The sequence below is a fragment of the Pseudomonas sp. GW823-FHT06B06 genome (assembly GCF_058795195.1).
The window spans coordinates 44,308-58,327 of the sequence record NZ_JBXAHO010000023.1; the positions used below are offsets into that span (position 1 = coordinate 44,308).

The following is a 14,020-nucleotide window of genomic DNA, read 5'->3' on the forward strand; positions in this document are numbered from 1 at the left end:
AGCATGCTCGCTCCTACAGTGAAAACGCAAAAAAAAACGCCCCGAACCAGTCGGGGCGTTTTTCCGGAGGATGCGGCCTCAGGTCATTGCACGTTAGCGAACACCATCCTGGCGCAATGCCGCCGGGGTGAAGTCGCTGGTGGTGGCAGTGAAGCCGAAGTCATACGCCGACTTCTCTTCGTTCTTCATGCCCAGTGCCAGGTAACGACCCGATTGCAGGTCGTACAGAGCCTCCAGGGTGTACCACGGCACCTGGACGTTGTAATAGTTCTGGGCATGAGCTTCCGCCACGCGCCAGAGTTGATTACGACCGTCGTAGTGGTCGATCACAGCCGCCTGCCAGGTGTCTTCATCGATGTAGAAGTCACGCTTGGCGTAGATGTGGCGCTGACCTTCCTTCAAGGTTGCCACCACATGCCATACCCGGCGCAGCTCGTAGCGAGCCAGGTCCTGGTTGATGTGGCCGGCCTTGATGATGTCGCTGTACTTGAGCTTCGGATCATCGAGCTTGTAGGCGTCGGAAGCGATGTACATCTCTTTCTTGCCTTCGAGCTTCCAGTCGTAACGATCCGGCGCGCCGTTGTACATGTCCAGGTTGTCGGAGGTACGCAGGCCGTCTGCCGCGGTACCCGGTCCGTCATAGGACACTTGTGGCGCACGACGCACGCGACGTTGACCGGCGTTGTAGACCCATGCCGAACGCGGTTCCGCCACTTGGTCGAGGGTCTCGTGCACCAGCAGCACACCACCGGCCAGACGTGCCGGCGCGGTCACTTTCTGCTTGAAGTAGAACAGGATGTTGCCCGGGTTCGCCGGATCGTAGTCCTTCATCTTGTCACGGAATACGAACTGGTCCTGGAAGTACACCAGGCTGAACGAACCGTTCGGCTGTGGCGTGGCTTGGGTGACCAGTCGGGTTACGCTGCCGCCGCGATAACGGGTGATGTGGTTCCAGATGACTTCCACGCCGCTTTTCGGAATCGGGAACGGTATCGCGGTTTCAAAGTTTTTCAGCCCGTTACCGCCTGATACCAGCTCGGTGGTGGTGGCGTTCTTCTTGATGGAGGCGAACACCTCATCCGGCACGGTGGCACCGCGATGGGACGGGTAAACCGGCATCTTGTAGGTTTCAGGGTAGCGTTTGAACATCGCGTATTGGCCCGGAGCGAGCTTGGCCTTGTACTGGTCGACGTTCTGCGCGGTGATGGTAAACAGCGGTTTTTCGCTGGCGTACGGATCGGACAGGAAACCCTTGCTGTCGACGCTGCCGGCATTTTTCGGCATCGGTTTCCAGGCCGGGATCGAACCGTCGGCATTGCCCGCCATTTCGGCGCCCATCGGGGTCAGGCTCTTGCCCAGCTTGTCCGCTTCTGCCGCCGGGACCGCTGCCATTACGCTGGTCGCCAGCAACGACAGTCCCAGGACACCGGCGTGGAACAGACTCTTGGTTATTTTCATGTGTGTACTCGTCCTGAAAATAGTGCTTAGAAGTTCACGCCAAAGCTGAGCGCAACGAAGTCGCGGTCATCCACGGTGGTGTACTTGCCGTCGAAGAAGTTGGTGTACGCCAGGCTTGCGGTGTAGGTGTTCTGGTACTCGGCATCGACACCCAGGCTGACCGCCTTGCGACCTTCCTCGAAGTTGCCGCCTGGGCCAGGGGAGTAACCTTCCACGTCGTGGGACCAGGCCACGTTCGGCTTGAGGTTCACACCGGCGAATACGTCGTTGTATTCCCAGATGGCGCGACCGCGATAGCCCCATGAAGTCGCCGTGGTGAAGCCTTCGTTGTTGCAATTGCGGCTGAGGTTGTTGGTCGGCGTACCCGGACCGGCACCGTTGATCGTGCTCTGGTTGAGGGCGATACAGGTATTCTGGCCACCGGTTGCAGGCAGTTCGCCAGGACCGTAGACCGGGTCACGGCCGTAGCGCACGTCGGAGGTGCTTTCCAGACCGCCGACATGGGTCACGCCGACTTCACCCACCAGAGTCAGACGGCTGGCGCCCATGACCTGATCGAAGAAGTGCGTCAGGGTTGTTTGGAACTGGGTCACTTCCTTGCGGCGGTAGCCGTGCAGGTCCGAGCCTGGTGGGGCCGAAAGCAGCGAAGCGTTGGTCAATGCACCGCCCAATGGGCGCACACCGGCGAACAGGATATCGGTGGAGTTGAGCTGCACCGGAGCGTTCGGACGGTAGCTGATCTCACCGCTCCACGCCGTACCGGTAGGCAGGGTGGTGGAGAAGCTCAAGCCGTAGAGGCGGATGTCTTCCGGATACTCGACGAAGTAGCTCGAGTTACCCGCAACGATGAGAGGCGCCAAAGCGCGCAATTGCGCTGGTAAGGCAGCTACACCGGCAAAAGTCGATGCCGGAGCACCAGTGGCGCTGAAGATTGGCGCACGGCTGTGATAATTCATGAAATAGGCACCGAATTCGGTGTCCAGCGGGTCGAACATGTACTTGAGGGATGCGCCCCACTGCCCGCTGTCCCGCGCATCGCGGTCCGGACCACGGCGCACCAGCACACCTTCGTTGTCGACGTCGACGCCCAGTCGCGTCAGTGTTGGCAGCGCGGCGGCCGGAATGGTCGAGCGCTTGTTCAGCACGCGCAGGTTGTTGTCGCAACCGTCGGCAATGATGTCGGGCTGAGAGAAAAACGTACCGCAGTTGTCGACGACAGTCTGGTCCCATTCGATCTGGTAGAAGGCTTCAGCCGAAAGATTGTCGGTGAGGCTCTGCGACACGTAGAACATGTTGACCGGGATCAGGCCTTCCTTGATCTCGGCACCGGGACGGCGGAATGCGGACACATCGATCGGGTTGATCGAGTTGATACCGCTGCCGATGAAGGTACTTTCACCCCAGCTCACCACTTGCTTGCCCAGGCGTACGGAACCCGGCTGATCGGCAATGGCGTAGTTGTGATAGACGAAGGCATCGAGGATTTGACCGCCAGCGGACTTGGCGCCTTCCTTGCGATTGTCGTCGCTGATGTCCTTGAACGGACGGCTTTCGTCCTTGAGTTCAAAGTCGTACCAGTATTTGCCACGGACAAAAATGCCGGTGTCGCCATACTTCAGCTCAAGGTCATGGATGCCCTTGAAGATTTTCGAGAAGGTTTCACCGCTCTTGAAGTTCAGGTGGCCGTCATCGGAAGTCTGGGACAGGCCACGACCGCCGTTGTTGACGCCGATGAGGTTTTTGTTGGCGCTTTCAGTAGACCAACTCGCGCCGATCGACAGGGAAGAGTCGAACTGACCTTCGATTTCACCGATGTTGAAACTGACGCCGAATGCAGGCCCGGCGAGCGTAGAGGCAAGGCTGACGGCCAACGGCAATTTCGCCCGGCGCCAGAACTGGTTTACTGATGTCATCGACGCTTCTCCATGTGCATTTTATTGTTATGGCAAATAGCACTTCTAAAAACGCTTGGATAACAGGGAGCCACGGCTTCCCAAAGTCATTCCAAAGTTGCATCGCCCCGGTTTGTGCGTTTGCTCCGTTCTTAAAAATCCTTGAGCGGACTATAGCCAGCAGGTAGTAGTGCTTGATCCCTCTAAAGTGTGATTTGCGCCTGCCAGGCACTCTGGACCAGTCCTTTGCCATGCCGACACCAGTCGGCCCGGCAAGAATGGCTGAAAATACGAATTTGACAAGCCAAGCGCTTGCTTGGTGGGGCTGGCGTGCCCTTTTGGGCACGCCAAGGGACGCTTAAAGCGTCGAGAGGAAGGTGCTGTTGTTGGCCTGCCACTCGGTGATGTCGACGCGAATTCGCTTCTTGTCGAGCTTACCGACACTGGTCTTGGGAATTTCAGTAACAATGGCGATCTGGCTTGGAATGGCCCACTTGCTCAGGTGCCCCAGTTCCACGAACGGCTTGAGATGCTCCTTGAGTTCCCGGGCTCCAATGGCATGGCCCTCGCGCAGCACCAGCAAGGCAAACGGCCGCTCGCCCCACTGCGGATCGGCAATCCCCACCACTGCTACTTCGCGTACCGCCGCATGGCGACTGATCAGGTCTTCGAGGTCCAGGGAGGAGATCCACTCGCCGCCGGTCTTGATCACATCCTTGATGCGGTCGCGGATATCGATCACGCCCATGCTGTCCAGGGTCGCCACGTCCCCGGTGTGCAGCCAGCCGCCGGCCCAGAGCTCGGCACCCTTCTGCGGCTCGTTGAAATAACCCTCGGTAAGCCACGGGGCGCGCAACACCAGTTCACCTTGGGTTTCACCATCGGCGGGCAGGAAATTGCCTTCGGTGTCGACGATTGCCGCCTCCACCAACGGCCCTGGCACACCGGCCTTGATCCGATAGGTGGTGCGTTCGTCCTCGGAGCCGGCCATCAATTCGTCATTGAGGTGAGCGCACGATACCAGTGGGCCGGTTTCCGACATGCCGTAGGCAGCGGTCAATTGAATGCCCTTGGCCTTGGCCGCGTCGTACAACGCATGATTGAGCGCACTGCCACCGATGACGATTTTCCAGCCTCCGAAGTCGGTGTCCTGGGCAGCCTTGGCATTGAGGACCATTTGCAGGATGGTCGGCACGCAATGCGAGAAGGAGACCTTTTCCTTGCGCCACAACTCCACCAGGTACTCCGGATCGTAGCGTCCCGGATACACCTGCTTGAGCCCGAGCATGGTCGCCACATAGGGCAGGCCCCAGGCATGTACGTGGAACATCGGCGTGATGGGCATGTACACGTCGTTGGTGCCCAGCAGGCGCACGCTGTCGATCGACCCCATGATCGTCGACACGCCCATGGTGTGCAGCACCAACTGCCGATGGGTGAAGTACACGCCCTTGGGATTGCCGGTGGTACCCGTGGTGTAGAACGTGGTCGCCACCGAATTTTCGTCGAAGTCCTGGAAGTCGTAGTGCGGGCTTGCCGCTGCCAGCAATTGCTCGTACTCACCGACGAGGTTTGGCAAGTCGGCCGTCTTTTCCGGGAGGTCGGTCAGGAGCAGGGTTTTCTCGACCGTGGTCAGGTGCCCGGCGATCGCGTTGTACAGTCCCACGAACTCGCTGTTGACCAGGACAAAGCGGTCCACGGCGTGATTCATGGTGTAGAGGATCTGCTCGGGCGACAGGCGCACGTTGATGGTGTGGATCACCGCGCCGATCATCGGAATGGCGAACATGCATTCCAGGTATCGGTGGCTGTCCCAATCCATCACCGCCACGGTATCCCCGGGCTTGACCCCGGCAGCCGTCAGCACGTTGGCCAGCCGTGCGACCCGTTCGATCAGGGTCGGATAGCTGTAGCGCAACTGGTCGCGGTAGACGATCTCACGGGTTTTCTCATAACGCGCACCGGACATCAGCAGCCGTTTGATCAGCAGCGGATACTGGTAAGCGCCTTCGGCTGGGGGGATAACGCGAGTCTGCAACATAAGAATCCCTTTTCTGACTACTCGGTCGTGGCTGTAGAGTGAGCACTGTAGTGCCCCTGATCGCCAGCCAAATCAGCCAAAGGAATGATTTGCAGAGCCGTACGAATACCGGCATTGCGCCAGCATTCGCCGGTAAACGTGGACCGTTAAGCTCAGTGCATCTCGGTCAACGCGAGTTTCACGCCAATGGCGATCAACACCGCGCCCATGGTCCGGTCGAACCAGTGCCCCATGCGGGCGAAACCGGCGCGCACGCGCTGCTGGCTGAACAACATGGCCACCAGGCAAAACCAGATCGCCGTCGCCACCGCCAGGTAAACCCCGTAACCGGCCTGCACGGCCAGCGGCGTATGCGGGTTGATTACTACGGTGAACAGCGACAGGAAAAACAGCGTGGCTTTCGGGTTCAGGCCGTTGGTCACGAACCCGGAAGTGAAGGCGCCACGCGCGGTGCGCTCGCCGGCTTCCTTGTGCAGGTCGTCTGTCACGGCCTTGGCCGGTTGCGCCCGCAGTGCCTTGAAGCCGATGTACAGCAGATAAGCGGCGGCGGCCCATTTCAACGCGTTGAACAGGACGATCGACTGCGACACGATCAGGCCGATGCCCAGCAGCGAGTAGCCGACGTGGAGAAAAATCGCCGAACCGACCCCAAGCGCCGTCCAGGTGCCGGCGCGACGACCATGGGTCACGCTTTCCCGTACCACCACGGCAAAGTCCGGGCCGGGGCTGGCCACGGCCAGCAGGTGAATCAGCGCAACGGTCAAGAACTCGGTCCAGTACATGAGGGCTCCTTCAGGCCAAGCGTAACTATTTATTTCATCTGGTAGGCTCGGCAGATTACGCCTTCAGTTCATTGCACAAAAGGTACAGTTGATGACGAACATTCACCGCGCTGTTTTCCTCGACCACCCGTCCCTGGACTTGGGCGATCTCGACCTCAGCCCCCTGCGCGAATGCTTTAGCGAACTGCAGCTGTTCGCCCAGACCCTGCCCGACCAGGTGGTCGAACACCTCAAGGGCGCCACCGTCGCCATCACCAACAAGATCCGGATCGACGCGGCCGCCATCGCGGCCAGCCCCGAACTCAAACTGATCCTGATCAGCGCCACCGGCACCAACAACGTCGACCTCGAGGCCGCCCGTGCCCACGGAATAACCGTGTGCAACTGCCAGGGTTACGGCACGCCATCGGTGGCACAACACACGATCATGCTGCTGCTCAACCTGGCAACGCGCCTGGCCGATTACCAGAAAGCCGTCGGTGAAGGGCGCTGGCAACAAGCCAAGCAGTTCTGCCTGCTGGATTACCCGATCGTTGAGCTGCAAGGCAAAACCCTCGGCTTGCTCGGTCACGGCGAATTGGGCGGCGCGGTCGCGCGCCTGGCCGAAGCGTTTGGCATGCGCGTGCTGCTGGGCCAGATTCCGGGTCGCCCTGCCCGGCCAGACCGCTTGCCGCTGGAACAGCTGCTGCCGCAAATCGATGCGCTGACCCTGCACTGTCCGCTCAACGAACACACCCGTCACTTCATCGGGGCCCGTGAACTGGCGTCGATGAAGGCCGGCGCGTTCGTGGTCAACACCGCCCGTGGCGGCCTGATCGACGAGCAGGCCCTGGCCAATGCCTTGCGCAACGGTCACCTGGGGGGTGCCGCCACTGACGTGCTGAGCGTGGAGCCGCCGGTGAATGGCAATCCACTGCTGGCCCAGGACATTCCACGCCTGATCGTCACCCCACACAACGCCTGGGGCAGTCGCGAAGCGCGGCAACGAATCGTCGGCCAGTTGACCGAAAACGCCCAGGGATACTTCAGCGCTAAGGCGCTGCGGGTCGTCAGTTGATAAACTGCGGCACTTTTTTCCACAGGAGCAGTTATGGATCCGCGCAGTGAAGTACTGCTTCGTCAGGCTGAATTATTCCAGGGTTCGGTGTTGTTGGCCGGTCTGCCCGCCGATGACTTGCTGGGCCGCCTGCCCGACGCCCATGGCTGGAGTTGGCACGCCGGCGATCAGGCCGCGCTGGATGCGCGCTTTGCCGAGCGCAGCCATTTCGGTGTTAATGCACCTGAGCGCGCATTCGATAGCGCCGTGGTGTTTCTGCCCAAGTCCAAGGACCTGACTGACTACATTCTCAACGCACTCGCCTCGCGGCTGGCCGGTCGCGAGCTGTACCTGGTCGGTGAGAAAAAAAGCGGCATCGAAGGCGCAGCCAAACAGCTGAACCCGTTTGGCAAACCACGCAAGCTCGACAGTGCGCGGCATTGCCAGCTGTGGCTGGTCACCGTGGCCAACGCACCCGACGCCAAACCGCTGGAAAGCTTGGCCCAGACCTATGAATTGCCGCTGGCCGAAGGCCCGTTGAAAGTCATCAGCCTGCCAGGCGTGTTCAGCCACGGTCGACTGGATCGCGGCAGTGCGCTGTTGCTGGAACACCTGGATAAACTGCCAAGCGGCCACTTGCTGGACTTCGGTTGCGGCGCAGGGGTGTTGGGCGCGGCGGTAAAACGTCGTTATCCCCACAACCAGGTCACCTTGCTGGATGTCGATGCCTTTGCCGCTGCCAGCAGTCGCCTGACCCTGGCGGCCAACGGCCTGGAAGCCGATGTGATTACCGGTGACGGCATCGATGCGGCGCCGATGGGATTGAGCGCCATCCTGAGCAACCCACCCTTCCATGTCGGGGTGCATACCGACTATTTCGCCACAGAGAACCTGCTGCGAAAAGCAGCCAAACATCTGAAAAACGGCGGCGAACTCCGGCTTGTAGCCAATAGCTTCCTCAAGTACCAACCGCTGATCGAAGAGCACCTGGGGGTTTGTGCCATCAAGGCCGAAGGACAGGGTTTCCGTATCTACCGTGCCAAACGCGGATAAAACTTTGTGCTTGCGCAATGGATTCTGCCTAGGCAGAATCCGCTCCGTCCTAGGGGAGTAGTCTCCCACGAGCGCCATGCTCGTCAGGCATGCGTCAACATACTTGGTCAACAGACCATGGCGCATGCGACCCAAGCGTCCGCTTCAGACGGATCGCAGGGTTTGACAAGACCTATGACACGAACACCTTACCCGGGGCGGGAAGGCTGTACGTGTCATAGCCGTGTCGACCCGCCCCTTAGGAAAACCCCTGATGCTGGATTCACTACTGGTACCCACCGCAATCGTTGCCTTGGCCGAAATCGGCGACAAGACGCAATTGCTCGCGCTCATTCTCGCCGCCCGCTTTCGCAAACCCTGGCCGATCATCGCCGGCATCGTCGCCGCGACCCTGGCCAACCATGCGGCGGCCGGCGCGGTAGGCGCCTGGGTCGGGAGCTTCTTCTCGGATACGATGCTGCACTGGATCCTCGCCGCCAGCTTTGCCGCGACGGCGCTGTGGACCCTGGTGCCGGACAAAATGGACGATGACGAAGCCAGCACCGCCCGCAAGTTCGGACCGTTCCTGACCACGTTGATTGCGTTTTTCCTCGCCGAAATCGGCGACAAGACCCAGATCGCGACCGTGATGCTCGCCGCGCAATACCCTGAACTGTGGCTGGTGATCATCGGCACCACCCTGGGCATGCTGATTGCCAACGTGCCGGTGGTTCTGGCGGGTAACTTTGCGGCGGACAAACTGCCATTGACGTTGATCCGTCGACTGGCTGCGTCGGCATTTTTCGTCCTGGCGATTGTCGCGGTGTACAAGGCGATGCAGAGCAGCGGGTGGGTTTGACGGTGTAGGGCGGTAGACCGCGTTATCGTTCTTCGTCGGAACGCCGCCCGGAGCAAGCTCGCTCCCACATTAGATCGAGCTCCAATGTGGGAGCGAGCCTGCTCGCGAAGGCGGCAGCGGCCCCACTGCATATTTATCAGTGATTCCTGGACCGCTCGTAAAGCGGCATGACCTTCGGAATCGCCGCCTGCAACGAAGAAATACGGCTCGACGAAGCCGGGTGAGTACTCATGAATTCCGGCGGCGAACCTTCCGACGCCTTGGCCATCTTGTTCCACAAGGTGATCGCAGCGTTCGGGTCGTAGCCGGCACGGGCGGCCAGCTCGAGACCGATCAGGTCGGCTTCGTTTTCATTGGACCGACTGTTCGGCAAGGTCATGCCGTAGTTGGCCACGGCATCCGCCAGAGCCAGGCTACCCTGGCCCAGGCCGAACAAGGCACCGGCGCCCTGCTTGGCCATTTCGATGCCATAGGCCTTGGACATCGCCTCTCGACCGTGCTCGCGCAGGGCGTGGGCGATTTCGTGACCCAGGATGGCGGCGATTTCGTCATCGGTCAGCTGCAGCTTGTCCATCAGGCCGGTATAGAAAATGATTTTGCCACCGGGCCCACAATTGGCGTTGAGCTCATCGCTTTTGATCAGATTGACTTCCCACTTCCACTGGGCCGAATCCGGACGGAAAACCGGAGCCTGGGCAATCAGCCGATCGGATATCAACTGGATGCGCTTGGCATCGCTGCTGGTCTTGTCCAGCACACCCTTGCTGTTCGCCTCGCCCACCGTATTCTGATAAGACTGGGCGTACATCTGATTGACCTCATCAGTGGACAGCATGCTGAACATGTATTGCTTGCGCTCAACACCCACGGCGCCACCGCTGGTGGTGTTGACCGACTGGCAGCCGGCGAGCAGCAGCGCCGCGCCGAGTGCACCTACAACCAAAATCTTGTTCATCGAAAGACTCCATGAAAACTGCCGCCTATCCTAGGCGTGGAAATGTATCGACGCCAGATACACTGGAATTAAGACGTTTTTTTCAGGCAAAGCTCTCACCGACGCAGGAAAAAATTCACAACACCCGCCCATCCAAAGCAGGAGCTGCCGCAGGCTGCGATCTTTTCAACCCGGCGTAAGACACTCCGGCCCATTGAGCTTCGGATCATTGACCATGTTGGCCAGCACCCGCTCACGCAACGCAGCAGGTTCGCTGGCGAGCAACGCTTGCAGGGCATGCAGCGGGGTTTCGGGATCGAGCCAGATTTGCTGCCCCACTTCATCGAGAATCAACGGTCGACGCTGACTCGCCGCCGGTTGCGTGATCACCGCCGTGCTCAGCCACACCTGTTCCTGCACCGGATAGGCCTCCCAGATGGCGGCGAAAAACAGCGATGAGCCCTCCCCCGGTGTCAGCCAGTACGGCCGCTTGCGAGTGGTGCCGCGCCATTCGTAGAAACCGTTGGCCGGCAACAGGCAGCGGCGCTCGCGCAAGGCCTGGCGAAACATCGGCTGTTCGGCGACGGTTTCGGCCCGCGCATGGGCCGGGGTGCGGGACAAATCGGTCAGCCACGGCGGGGTCAGGCCCCAGCGGGCACGAGCCAGTTCACGCTGCCCGTCCGGGCCTGCGCGCAGCATCAGTACCGAATCGTTGGGAGAAATGTTCCACTGGGCCTGCTGATCGGCCGGAAAACCTGGCAGGGTCGCGAAGTCGCGATTCCAGCGAAACAGGGCATAACGTCCACACATGGGGAAGCACGACTCTTGATCAAACGAACGCCAGCCTAACAGACCAGCGTGCCGGGAAAGCTGTCCGGTTCATCGCCGGACAGCGGCAGCGCAGCATTGTACGCAGTGATCAGCTCTCGGGCGTATTCAGCCTGGTCATTTTCCACCGCCAGTCCCAGCAAGCCGAAGATCGGCAATTCACCCGTGGCGCCCACCAGATCGCGCCCCACCAGGTGCGCCTCGACACCCTCGCTGGCGAGCATGCCCTGCAGCAACTCGCCTTCCATCAGGTTTTCCGGTTCGTAGATTCGCTGCATGGGCGCCTCTCACTCGTTTTCACTGAAGACTTCCAGAAACCAATCCTCTCCGTGAACCTGCAACACGAACGTGATCGGCCGGCAACATACCTGACAGTCCTCGATATAGGTCTGATCGCCGCCCGACAAGTCCACCGTCGTTTCGACTTCTTCACCACAATACGGACATTCATACAGTGCAGATTCCAGCATCGCGGTCTCCCAGGTGACTTGTGCGTATAATCGCCGGTCTATTTGCAGGGCTATTTTTGTCTGGCTACTTTTTCAGACCGTGCCCTGCTGGTTTTCGATCAAAACCTTTACTTACCCTAGCCGTTTCTAACAAGAGAGCATGATGGGCGAATTCGATGCCATCCGACCTTACGACGATAGCGAAGTCCCAGCGGTGCTGGCACGACTGCTCGGCGACAAGGCGTTTCTAGATATCCTCACCCACTTCCGCTTTCCGCGTTTTGCCGGCGCCTTAGGCTGGGCGCTCAAACCCCTTATAGCTCATCGGCTACGCCGTGAGTTCGCCGGTATCACGTCGGTGGCCACCCTGCAGGACAAAGTCGAGTACTACGTCGACCACACGATCGAGCGCGCCACGGACGGTGTGACGTACACCGGCGTGGAGCAATTCAAGTCCGGCAGTGCCTACCTGTTCATCGCCAACCACCGCGATATCGTGATGGACCCGGCTTTCGTCAATTACGCCGTGTACCACGCCGGCCTGCCGACCCCGCGCATCGCCATCGGTGACAATCTGCTGCAAAAGCCCTTTGTCAGCGATCTCATGCGCCTGAACAAGAGCTTCATCGTGCACCGTTCGATCACCGGACGTCGCGAGAAAATGGCGGCGTACCAACTGCTGTCGGCGTACATCAACCATTCGATCCGCAACGATTGCGCCTCGATCTGGATCGCCCAGGCGGAAGGCCGAGCCAAGGACGGCGACGACCGCACCGAGTCGGCGATCCTGAAGATGTTCCACATGAGCCGCAAGGACGAGCCGTTCGGTGAGGTCATCCGTTCGCTGAACCTGACCCCCGTGTCGATCAGCTACGAGTACGACCCGTGCGACCAGGCCAAGGCCCGCGAACTCTACATCCGCGCCACCACCGGCAGCTACACCAAGGCCCCGGGCGAGGATGACGTGAGCATCGCCAAGGGCATCACCGGCTACAAGGGCCGGGTGCACGTGAACTTTGCGGCTCCCATCACGGAGTTGTTCGAAGACACCAAGCAATTGGCGATCGAGATGGACAAGCAGATCCTTGGCGGTTACCGCTTGTTCCCGGTGCACTACCTGGCCTATGCCCAATGGCAAGGTGCCGACCCGCAACTGCAGGTACCAAGCGCCAGCAAGCTGTTCCCGGCCGACGAACTGGCCAAGGCTCAGGAACAATGGCAGCAACGCCTGGATGCGTGCCCCGAGGAACATCGCCCGTACCTGGTGCTGCAATATGCGAACCCGGTGCGCAATCAGTATCGGGTGAAGGCTGGATTGCCGCTTTAACCTTGGATACGAGAACGGCGCCTACGAGCGCCGTTTTTGTTCCAGATAAAAAGATTCAGACCTGGGTGCTGATCCACGACACCAGCAGCGCCAACCCCATGCAGGCAAAACCGAAGCGATAGAAAAACCGGTTCATGCGCAGGGTTGCCCAATCCAGCGTCGGCTCCTGACTTGGACTGCTCTGGCGTTGCGCCTGGAGACTGGCCATCGCGCGCTGTTCGCGGCGACGCGTGGCGTGCAGCAGCCAACTGCCCGGGAAGGCCAGCAGCAAAGCCAGCAAGTTGATCAATTTTGCCGGATGGGCGGTAAACAGCGTCATCAAATGCAGCGACATTACGAACCTCAAACAAAACAGGTAGGGCAGACGCCGACCGACGACCGCGGCCGTGATTCTACCGAATGCCTTGCAGCCTTCCCTGTCTTTCCGACAATTAACGCCGTTTTGCTCAAGACCGCCTGCGATCCTTTTGTAGGAGCTGCCGCAGGTTCGGGCCGAGTTCGGACGATCTTTTGACTTTGCTTTTGGGGGATTTGGAACTGCCGAAGATCAAGATCAAAAGATCGTCCGAACGCGGCCCGAACCTTCGGCAGCTCCTACGGGGCTCGCATTACTCGCCGAGAACCTGACCCACGGTTGGATCCTTGAACAAGCGGGTCAACGCATCGCTCAACACGTCGCTGACCAGCTTGGTGTTGGTTTCCTGGTTGGGTGCCATGCCAAAACGCTGGTCCAGGGACGCGCCGTAACGACCGCTGTAGCGACGGTTGGCATTCTGTACATCGGAACGGAACGTCGCACCAATGGTTGCCTCGGTCACGTACATGCCCTCTTTCGGCGACTGGTACTTCAATTCGGCCAGGGTCACGGTGATTTGTGGGGCGTTCAGCGCATTCGCCGTCGGAGTAAAGCCCAGCAATCGCACGGCCGCTTCAGCCTGCGCCTGCAGTTTCGGCAGGATCTGTGCGCCCTGCACGGTAATCGCGCTGGTTTCCGGGTACAGGCCGCCACGGGTGCCCAGGGTTGGCGACGGGCGCCCGTCGACCACTCGCACCACCACCGGCTGGCCGTGGCCGACCGGCGCCAATTGAGCCGTCAGCTTGGGTTCCGGGTTCAGTTGTTGCGGGCTGTGGGCGCAGCCGACCAACGTCAAGCTGGTCACAGTGATCAAACCGAACAACAGGCGTTGCAACATTCTCTTCTCTCCAGAATCAGGCACTAACAGGTCCGCAGTATAGCGGTGCGTCGCTGCAGCGAACCAGCGCAACCATTGCAGAAAATTCTGACAAAACTTTCAGAATCCCCTTCCTGTCACGCATCTGTCACCCCCCATACACTTGCACGTAACGGCTCGCTGCCATTCTTTGCAACAGCCCCCCACACG

15 protein-coding genes and 1 riboswitch are annotated in these 14,020 nt (G+C 60.0%); of the genes, 5 read left to right on the plus strand and 10 right to left on the minus strand.

Features of this window, described 5'->3' with window-relative positions; translation table 11 throughout:
• Window positions 1-93 precede the first annotated feature (93 nt).
• The 4 genes from AC1Q8Q_RS20540 to AC1Q8Q_RS20555 all read right to left on the minus strand — a co-directional run bounded on the left by AC1Q8Q_RS20540 (window position 94) and on the right by AC1Q8Q_RS20555 (window position 6,173).
• Window positions 94-1,458 carry a DUF1329 domain-containing protein gene (locus AC1Q8Q_RS20540; protein WP_020799776.1) on the minus strand — a complete coding sequence of 455 codons (1,365 nt, stop codon included), beginning with the start codon at window positions 1,456-1,458 and terminating at the stop codon, window positions 94-96.
• A gap of 26 nt (window positions 1,459-1,484) precedes the next feature.
• Window positions 1,485-3,371, minus strand: a complete 1,887-nt coding sequence (locus AC1Q8Q_RS20545; protein WP_033045495.1) for a DUF1302 domain-containing protein — start codon at window positions 3,369-3,371, stop codon at window positions 1,485-1,487.
• A 337-nt stretch (window positions 3,372-3,708) separates the two neighbouring features.
• The gene (locus tag AC1Q8Q_RS20550; protein ID WP_432668572.1) at window positions 3,709-5,391 is read right to left on the minus strand and encodes a fatty acid--CoA ligase; all 1,683 of its coding nucleotides are present in this window, start codon (window positions 5,389-5,391) and stop codon (window positions 3,709-3,711) included.
• 152 nt (window positions 5,392-5,543) lie between these two features.
• Window positions 5,544-6,173, minus strand: coding sequence for a LysE family translocator (locus tag AC1Q8Q_RS20555; RefSeq protein WP_020799773.1), 630 nt, complete (start codon window positions 6,171-6,173; stop codon window positions 5,544-5,546).
• Window positions 6,174-6,264: 91 nt separating this feature from the next.
• On the opposite strand from AC1Q8Q_RS20555, the gene AC1Q8Q_RS20560 reads away from it, so the two are divergent.
• The 3 genes from AC1Q8Q_RS20560 (at window position 6,265) to AC1Q8Q_RS20570 (ending at window position 9,100) form a co-directional block, all read left to right on the plus strand.
• The gene (locus AC1Q8Q_RS20560; RefSeq protein ID WP_432668573.1) at window positions 6,265-7,230 is read left to right on the plus strand and encodes a 2-hydroxyacid dehydrogenase; all 966 of its coding nucleotides are present in this window, start codon (window positions 6,265-6,267) and stop codon (window positions 7,228-7,230) included.
• 33 nt (window positions 7,231-7,263) lie between these two features.
• Window positions 7,264-8,262 carry a methyltransferase gene (locus tag AC1Q8Q_RS20565; protein ID WP_083349743.1) on the plus strand — a complete coding sequence of 333 codons (999 nt, stop codon included), beginning with the start codon at window positions 7,264-7,266 and terminating at the stop codon, window positions 8,260-8,262.
• Window positions 8,263-8,301: 39 nt separating this feature from the next.
• A riboswitch (yybP-ykoY riboswitch) is annotated at window positions 8,302-8,426 on the plus strand.
• A gap of 89 nt (window positions 8,427-8,515) precedes the next feature.
• Window positions 8,516-9,100 carry a TMEM165/GDT1 family protein gene (locus AC1Q8Q_RS20570; RefSeq protein WP_020799770.1) on the plus strand — a complete coding sequence of 195 codons (585 nt, stop codon included), beginning with the start codon at window positions 8,516-8,518 and terminating at the stop codon, window positions 9,098-9,100.
• A gap of 136 nt (window positions 9,101-9,236) precedes the next feature.
• On the opposite strand, the gene AC1Q8Q_RS20575 is transcribed toward AC1Q8Q_RS20570, so the two are convergent.
• Window positions 9,237-10,055 carry a M48 family metallopeptidase gene (locus AC1Q8Q_RS20575; protein WP_033044000.1) on the minus strand — a complete coding sequence of 273 codons (819 nt, stop codon included), beginning with the start codon at window positions 10,053-10,055 and terminating at the stop codon, window positions 9,237-9,239.
• Window positions 10,056-10,066: 11 nt separating this feature from the next.
• Between AC1Q8Q_RS20575 and AC1Q8Q_RS20580 the strand changes: the two genes are divergently transcribed.
• Window positions 10,067-10,234, plus strand: coding sequence for a hypothetical protein (locus AC1Q8Q_RS20580; protein WP_160171752.1), 168 nt, complete (start codon window positions 10,067-10,069; stop codon window positions 10,232-10,234).
• Here AC1Q8Q_RS20580 and AC1Q8Q_RS20585 read toward each other — a convergent pair.
• The 3 genes from AC1Q8Q_RS20585 to AC1Q8Q_RS20595 are packed head-to-tail and all read right to left on the minus strand — an operon-like array spanning window position 10,221 to window position 11,332.
• The gene (locus AC1Q8Q_RS20585; protein ID WP_020799768.1) at window positions 10,221-10,844 is read right to left on the minus strand and encodes an SOS response-associated peptidase; all 624 of its coding nucleotides are present in this window, start codon (window positions 10,842-10,844) and stop codon (window positions 10,221-10,223) included. The genes AC1Q8Q_RS20580 and AC1Q8Q_RS20585 overlap by 14 nt on opposite strands.
• Window positions 10,845-10,879: 35 nt before the next feature.
• Window positions 10,880-11,140, minus strand: a complete 261-nt coding sequence (locus AC1Q8Q_RS20590; RefSeq protein ID WP_020799767.1) for a putative signal transducing protein — start codon at window positions 11,138-11,140, stop codon at window positions 10,880-10,882.
• Between the two features lie 9 nt (window positions 11,141-11,149).
• A complete protein-coding gene (locus tag AC1Q8Q_RS20595) occupies window positions 11,150-11,332 on the minus strand; it encodes a CPXCG motif-containing cysteine-rich protein (protein ID WP_020799766.1) in 183 nt (60 codons plus the stop codon).
• Between the two features lie 139 nt (window positions 11,333-11,471).
• Between AC1Q8Q_RS20595 and AC1Q8Q_RS20600 the strand changes: the two genes are divergently transcribed.
• Complete coding sequence (locus tag AC1Q8Q_RS20600) at window positions 11,472-12,638, plus strand: 1-acyl-sn-glycerol-3-phosphate acyltransferase (protein WP_020799765.1); 1,167 nt, start codon at window positions 11,472-11,474, stop codon at window positions 12,636-12,638.
• A 55-nt stretch (window positions 12,639-12,693) separates the two neighbouring features.
• On the opposite strand, the gene AC1Q8Q_RS20605 is transcribed toward AC1Q8Q_RS20600, so the two are convergent.
• Both AC1Q8Q_RS20605 and AC1Q8Q_RS20610 read right to left on the minus strand, forming a co-directional pair.
• On the minus strand, window positions 12,694-12,972 hold the full coding sequence (locus AC1Q8Q_RS20605; protein ID WP_020799764.1) for a hypothetical protein: 279 nt from the start codon (window positions 12,970-12,972) through the stop codon (window positions 12,694-12,696).
• Window positions 12,973-13,246: 274 nt separating this feature from the next.
• Entirely contained in the window at window positions 13,247-13,831 is a 585-nt protein-coding gene (locus AC1Q8Q_RS20610) for a YajG family lipoprotein (protein ID WP_008060219.1), read from the minus strand.
• Window positions 13,832-14,020: the final 189 nt, after the last annotated feature.